This window comes from Ruegeria sp. YKSF57 (assembly GCF_059612585.1).
This window is the reverse complement of the sequence record NZ_JBXWQW010000051.1, coordinates 23729-29728: the sequence shown is the minus strand read 5'-3', so window position 1 is coordinate 29728 and position 6000 is coordinate 23729. Positions and strand designations below refer to the sequence as shown.

Here is a 6000-nt window from a genome sequence, read left to right as displayed (position 1 = left end):
ACGGCGCGGTTGCGGTGCACCCCTCGGATGAACGCTATGCGCCCATCGTCGGCCAGCTGTGCGAGATTCCGGTTGGCCCGAAAGAGCACCGCCGCCAGATCCCGATCATCACCGACGACTACCCTGATCCGACCTTCGGCTCGGGCGCGGTCAAGATCACCGGCGCGCATGACTTCAACGACTACGCGGTCGCCAAGCGCGGCAACATCCCCTGCTATCGCCTGATGGATACGCGCGGCGCGATGCGGGCCGATGGCGCGCCTTACGCCGAAGAGGCCGGCAAGGCGCAGGAATACGCGCGCGGGCGCGAATTCACCGAAAACGAGATCGACGCCATCAACCTCGTCCCCGATCACCTGCGCGGCCTCGACCGGTTCGAGGCGCGCGCAAAAGTGGTCGAAGAGATCACCGCCGAAGGTCTGGCCGTCATGACCCGTGCGGATGATCCGCGGCTTGGGCAAAGCCGGGTTGAAGCCCGGCCCACGGAAGACGAAGACGGTGGGCCGGGCTTCAGCCCGGCACTCGTCCCGCTGGTCGAAAGCAAACCGATCATGCAGCCCTTCGGCGACCGCTCCAAGGTCGTGATCGAACCGATGTTCACCGACCAGTGGTTCGTGGACGCCGCCAAGGTCGTCGGCCCGGCGCTGGACGCCGTGAAAGACGGCACCGTCAAGATCATCCCTGAATCGGGCGAGAAGACCTATTACCACTGGCTGGAAAATATCGAGCCCTGGTGCATCTCGCGTCAGCTGTGGTGGGGGCATCAGATTCCGGTCTGGTATGGCGTTAAACTGAAAAATGGTAAAAACGGAGAACGCACGTTCGATCTAAGCAGCCGCGTTTATCACTGTGCCGCAAGTGAAGAAGAGGCGCTCGAGTGGTTCAAGGATTATTATGGAAACGATGTAGCAATTATTCCTACGCCTCCTTCAGACGCAGAAATGAGGGAGACGTTCGAATCTAATCTGTCGACGCTTGTCCTTGCAGAATCTTTTAGAGCGGCAGGCGAGCCAAAGAAATTCAGGCTGCCGATCTACCGCGATCCCGACGTCCTCGACACCTGGTTCTCCTCCGGCCTCTGGCCCATCGGCACCCTCGGCTGGCCCGAGCAAACCGAAGAGATGGAACGCTACTTCCCCACGGACGTTCTGATCACCGGCTTCGACATCCTGTTCTTCTGGGTCGCCCGGATGATGATGATGCAACTGGCCGTGGTGAACGAGGTTCCGTTCAACACCGTCTACCTGCACCAGCTCGTCCGCGACGAGAAGGGCAAGAAGATGTCCAAGACCACCGGAAACGTCATCGACCCGCTGGAAATCGTCGACGAATTCGGCGCCGACGCGCTGCGGTTCACCAACGCCTCGATGGCGGCAATCGGCGGCGTGCTGAAACTGTCGCGGGAACGCATCACCGGTTATCGCAACTTCGTAACCAAAATCTGGCAAGCTTCATCTTACGGCTGCAATGTCATTGGAGCGTTCGATACTGAACGCGATGCCACGCCGCCGGCCGCCACCCTGACGCTGAATCGCTGGATCATCGGCGAAGTTGCCAAGCTGCGAGAAACGGTTGATGCCAGCCTTGAGGGATACCGTTTCAATGACGCTGCTCAGGCATTGTATTCCACCTTTTGGAACACGTTCTGCGACCGTTATCTGGAATTCACAAAGCCGATTTTCCAAGGCGACGACGAAATTGCCAAAGCGGAAACGCGTCAAGTTTATGCATGGTCCGTTGACCAGTTTTTGATCTTGATGCATCCGGTCATGCCATTTGTCAGCGAAGAAATCTGGAATGCAACGCCCAACCGCGGCTATGAAACCGGTGACACCTCCAAGATGTTGGTTCATCAGGATTGGCCCACTTATTCCGCAGAAGAACTAGTCGACGCAGAAGCCGAAGCTGAAATGAACTGGGTAATCTCGATGATCGACAATACTCGTTCGGCGCGCCAACAAATGCGCGTCCCCGCTGGCCTGTTTGTTTCCATGCTCGTCACTGAAATTGACGCCAAGGGGCAAGGTGCATGGGACCGCAATGAAGCGCTGATCAAAAGCCAAGCCCGCATTGACAGCCTCACCAAAACGGAGGCCTTCCCCAAAGGCACAATCTCAATCGCCGCCCCCGGCGCCTCTTTCGGCCTGCCGCTGGCGGACATCATCGACATCGGTGCCGAAAAGGACCGGCTGGAAAAGGCCAAGGGCAAGCTTGCCAAGGAACTCGGCGGTCTGCGCGGTCGCCTGAACAACCCCAAATTCGTGGCCTCGGCCCCGGAAGAGGTGGTGGAAGAGGCCAAGGCCAACCTCGCCGCCCGCGAAGAGGAAGAGGCACGGATCGACGAGGCGCTGGCCCGTCTGGCAGAAATCGCCTGATCTCTTCATCTTTTCGAAAATCCTCAAATCCCCCGCCAAGGCCCGCGGGGGATTTTTGTTTTTGTGCTGACACTTAGCCTTGCTTGTCGCCGTTTTCGGTTGCTATCCTGTTGTATCCGTTCCGAGGTATAGATGACGCGCACCCTGCCCACCATGCAAACCGTATCGACCGGCCTCGTGGTGGCGGTGGTCGGGTTCTTCAGCTCGTTCCCCATTGTCCTGCAGGGCCTGTCGGCCATGGGCGCTTCACCGCAGCAAGCATCGTCAGGCCTCATGAGCGCGGCGATTTCGATGGGGCTGGCGGCGGTGGTTCTGGGGCTCTGGTATCGCCAACCGGTCAGCGTCGCCTGGTCGACGCCCGGCGCCGCGCTGCTGGCCGTCTCGGCAATGCCTGCCGACGGATTTTCCGGTGCGGTGGGCGCGTTTCTCTGCGCGGGCGCGCTGACCGTACTGGCGGGGCTTTGGCGTCCGCTGGGCCGTTTGGCGGCGGCCATTCCTCCGACGCTGGCGCAGGCGATGCTGGGCGGTGTTCTGTTGCCGCTTTGCATCCAACCTTTCAAGGCTGTGGTCGAACTGCCCTGGCAGGCATTGCCCGTCATCCTGACCTGGTTCATCACCGGACGTTTCAACCGGCTGCTCGCAGTGCCCGCCGCTGTCGCGGCCTCTGCCGTCACCGTGATCATGAATGCCGGCGATACATCTGTAATCCCTCAGCAAATCCTCGCTGCGCCAGTCTGGACCACACCCAGTTTCTCGCTGTCTTCCGCTCTGGGGATCGGGGTGCCGCTTTTCATCGTCACCATGGCCACGCAGAACATACCGGGCGTCGCGGTGTTGCGCAGCTATGGTTATGATCCCAAACCCGGGCCCCTGTTTTCGTCGGTTGGCGCGGCGAGTCTTCTCAGCGCGCCCATCGGTGCTCCGGCAACCTGCCTTGCCGCCATCACAGCCGCAATGTGTTCGAACGAAGACAGCCACCCCGATCCCGCCCTGCGGTATTGGTCGGCGGTCATGGCTGGGATCTTCTATTGTATATTTGGCGTGCTCGCGGTCGCCATCACCGGATTTGCCGCGCATGCCGATCCATTGTTGATGGGAACGCTGACCGGCATTGCCCTGATCGGTGTGATGGCAAACGCAATCTTCGCGGCCCTGGAGGTACCCACCGAGCGGGAGGCCGCCATTCTGACTTTTGCAATTACTGCATCGGGCGTCACGGTATTTGGGCTGGGCGCTGCGGTCTGGGGATTGCTGGCCGGTGGTCTGACCTATCTGATTTCAGTCCGGGTGCGATAACACCTTTTGCCATGTCCCTAAGCGGCATAAAATGACTTCATGCGCAAAGCTTTTGACAGACTCATTGAACGCCAGATCAGAAAGGCACAGGCCGAAGGCCAGCTTGACGGACTGGACGGCGAAGGCAAACCCCTGCCCGACAGATCAGCCGAAGCTCAAACCGACCCGGCCCTGGCCGCCGGTCACCGGATCATGGCGCAGGCCGGTGTGCTGCCCGAAGAGTTCGAGTTCAAGAAACAGCTAGACACGGCACGCACGCAGTATGCGCAATTGACTGATCTTGACGCGCAAAAAGCCGCAATGGCGCGATTGGCTGATCTGGAGATGCGCTACAACATGGCCCGCGATGCCAGACGCGCGTTCATGCGGTAATCATTTGAAGACCGGTTTGCGCCCCTGCAAACGGGCGGCGATGACTTCCAATTGATCCGGCTTGCCGATCAGTTCAACCTGTTCGCGCGATTCCGCCAGCAAGACCTGTTCACGTTCCGTGGTTTCCGCAACTTCGATCAGCCGCTTGGCGGCACGGATGGCCGACGGGCTTTGACCGGCGATGTCTTCGGCCAGTGCAAGTGCCTCGGTCAACGGATCGTCGGACAATCTGGTCACCAATCCCCACTCTGCCGCCTGTGCGGCGCTGATCGGGCGCGCGGTGTAGGTCAGCAGGCGCAGGACATCAGAACGCACCAGTTGCGGCAGCAAGACCATGCCACCCATATCCGGGATGATACCCCATTTCATTTCCATCACCGCCCATTTGCTATCAGGATGCGCGATGCGGATATCTGCGCCCAGCGCGATCTGCAGCCCGCCGCCATAAGCGACACCCTGCACCGCGCAGATGACTGGAACAGGTATCCGTCGCCACACAAGGGCCAGCTCCTGCATTTCGTTGGCGTCCCCATGGCTGCGGCTCATCAGCCATTCGGTCGGATCGGTATGCGCCATGGACGCAAAACTCGCCATGTCGAGGCCTGCGCAAAAACTTTTGCCCTCGCCCGACAGCACCACCGCCCGCGCGTCCGAGGCCCCGACCTCCTGCCCGGCGGCGAGGATCGCCTTGACCATCGCATCGTCAAGCGCATTCATCTTGTCGCCACGGGTCAGGGTGACGTGGGCGATATGATCCTTGTATTCGACTGATACGCGCGCCATGCGGACCTCCGGTTATGGGTTTTCGCCTCATCTTGCCCCGAACCCGCGCAGGCTTCCACCGCAACGTCGGGGCAGATTACGGCAGATCGTCTGCAGGCATCCTGCCGAACCAAGGCGAATCGAGCGTCATGACGTAGAACTGATCCCCTACGATCTTGCCGCCCGTTGTGATCCCCAGCCTGCCATCAGGGTCCTGTACCGTGCGCAGGATGCGCCCGTCGCCGTCGAACTGAACCAGCATCCCGCGATGGATCGGTGCAGGACGCACCATCGGCCCGAGCCGCCAGACCACCTCGCGAAGAAAGGGATAGGGCATCAGCTTTTCCGACGGAACACGCGGGCTGGCGAAGGCCACCCAAAAGGTGCCGTCCCCCTGCGCCTCAAGATTGTCGGGATAGCCCGGAAGATTGTCCAGAAACACCTCGCGCTGTCCCGCCTTGTCGCCTGTCAGCCACAACCTGTGAATACGCGCCCGACCTGTTTCGGCGATAAGCAGGAAATCTTCCTCTGGAGATAGCGCCACCCCGTTGGCATAAACAAACCCATTCGCCACCTTTTCGACTGCGCCGTCCGGATCGCGGCGGGCGACATAGCCGGTATCGGATTGCTCCCATATCGTCAGGATCGAGGTCGGCTTTGTCCCTCCCATCGTCTCGGGGTCGAACCGGTCGGACGAGTTTGAGAAATAGACCGTGCCATCCTGCCCCACATCCAGTTGGTTGGCATAGATGACCGGTGCGCCGCCAATCTGCTCCACAAGCGCCTCAAGGCTGCCCGGCCCGGACCAACGCATTACCCCGCGGTAGCTGTCAGAGATGTACAGCGCCCCATCCGGCCCTGCCCGAAGGCCCAGCGGCCGGCCTCCCAAACGATCCACCTCGACCGGCTCTGGCCCGTCGATCCGATAAAGAATCCCGGACAGGCTAGTGGTATAGACGGTGCCATCCGGCATAACGGCCAGGTCTTCGGGGCCGATTTCTCCATCAGGAAGGGAGATGAGCTGCGCCCTGTCCAAGGCATGATTCTCGGAAAAATCACCGGTGAAACCAGGCGCGGCAGGAGGCTCATAGGCCACCGGTTCAACCGGGACGGGCCACAAAAGCAGGTAGGCTAGCCCGATCACCGCGAGAACAGTCAGAATACGCAAACCATACCTCCAGATTCATTGCAGCAG

At 60.4% G+C, this 6000-nt stretch carries 5 protein-coding genes; 3 read left to right on the top strand and 2 right to left on the bottom strand.

The window, feature by feature from the left end; genetic code table 11:
* The 3 genes from AC2FLX_RS18345 to AC2FLX_RS18335 form a co-directional block, all read left to right on the top strand.
* Nucleotides 1-2375: valine--tRNA ligase (locus AC2FLX_RS18345; protein ID WP_496875492.1), on the top strand; the 2375-nt coding region annotated here is incomplete at its 5' end.
* A 132-nt stretch (nt 2376-2507) separates the two neighbouring features.
* Nucleotides 2508-3671, top strand: a complete 1164-nt coding sequence (locus AC2FLX_RS18340; RefSeq protein WP_496810433.1) for a benzoate/H(+) symporter BenE family transporter — start codon at nt 2508-2510, stop codon at nt 3669-3671.
* 39 nt (nt 3672-3710) lie between these two features.
* Nucleotides 3711-4043 (top strand): DnaJ family domain-containing protein, encoded by a 333-nt coding sequence (locus AC2FLX_RS18335; protein ID WP_496810432.1) that lies wholly within the window; start codon nt 3711-3713, stop codon nt 4041-4043.
* On the opposite strand, the gene AC2FLX_RS18330 is transcribed toward AC2FLX_RS18335, so the two are convergent.
* Together AC2FLX_RS18330 and AC2FLX_RS18325 are read right to left on the bottom strand one after the other, a co-directional pair.
* Nucleotides 4044-4826 (bottom strand): crotonase/enoyl-CoA hydratase family protein, encoded by a 783-nt coding sequence (locus AC2FLX_RS18330; RefSeq protein ID WP_496748554.1) that lies wholly within the window; start codon nt 4824-4826, stop codon nt 4044-4046.
* A gap of 76 nt (nt 4827-4902) precedes the next feature.
* Nucleotides 4903-5973: an SMP-30/gluconolactonase/LRE family protein gene (locus AC2FLX_RS18325; protein WP_496810431.1), complete on the bottom strand. Its 1071-nt coding sequence runs from the start codon at nt 5971-5973 to the stop codon at nt 4903-4905.
* Nucleotides 5974-6000: the final 27 nt, after the last annotated feature.

What these genes read in the sequence shown, in the direction of transcription:
- AC2FLX_RS18340 (WP_496810433.1), top strand. Translation starts at nt 2,508, where the DNA reads ATGACGCGCACCCTGCCCACCATGCAAACCGTATCGACCGGCCTCGTG.
- AC2FLX_RS18335 (WP_496810432.1), top strand. Translation starts at nt 3,711, where the DNA reads ATGCGCAAAGCTTTTGACAGACTCATTGAACGCCAGATCAGAAAGGCA.
- AC2FLX_RS18330 (WP_496748554.1), bottom strand. Translation starts at nt 4,826, where the DNA reads ATGGCGCGCGTATCAGTCGAATACAAGGATCATATCGCCCACGTCACC.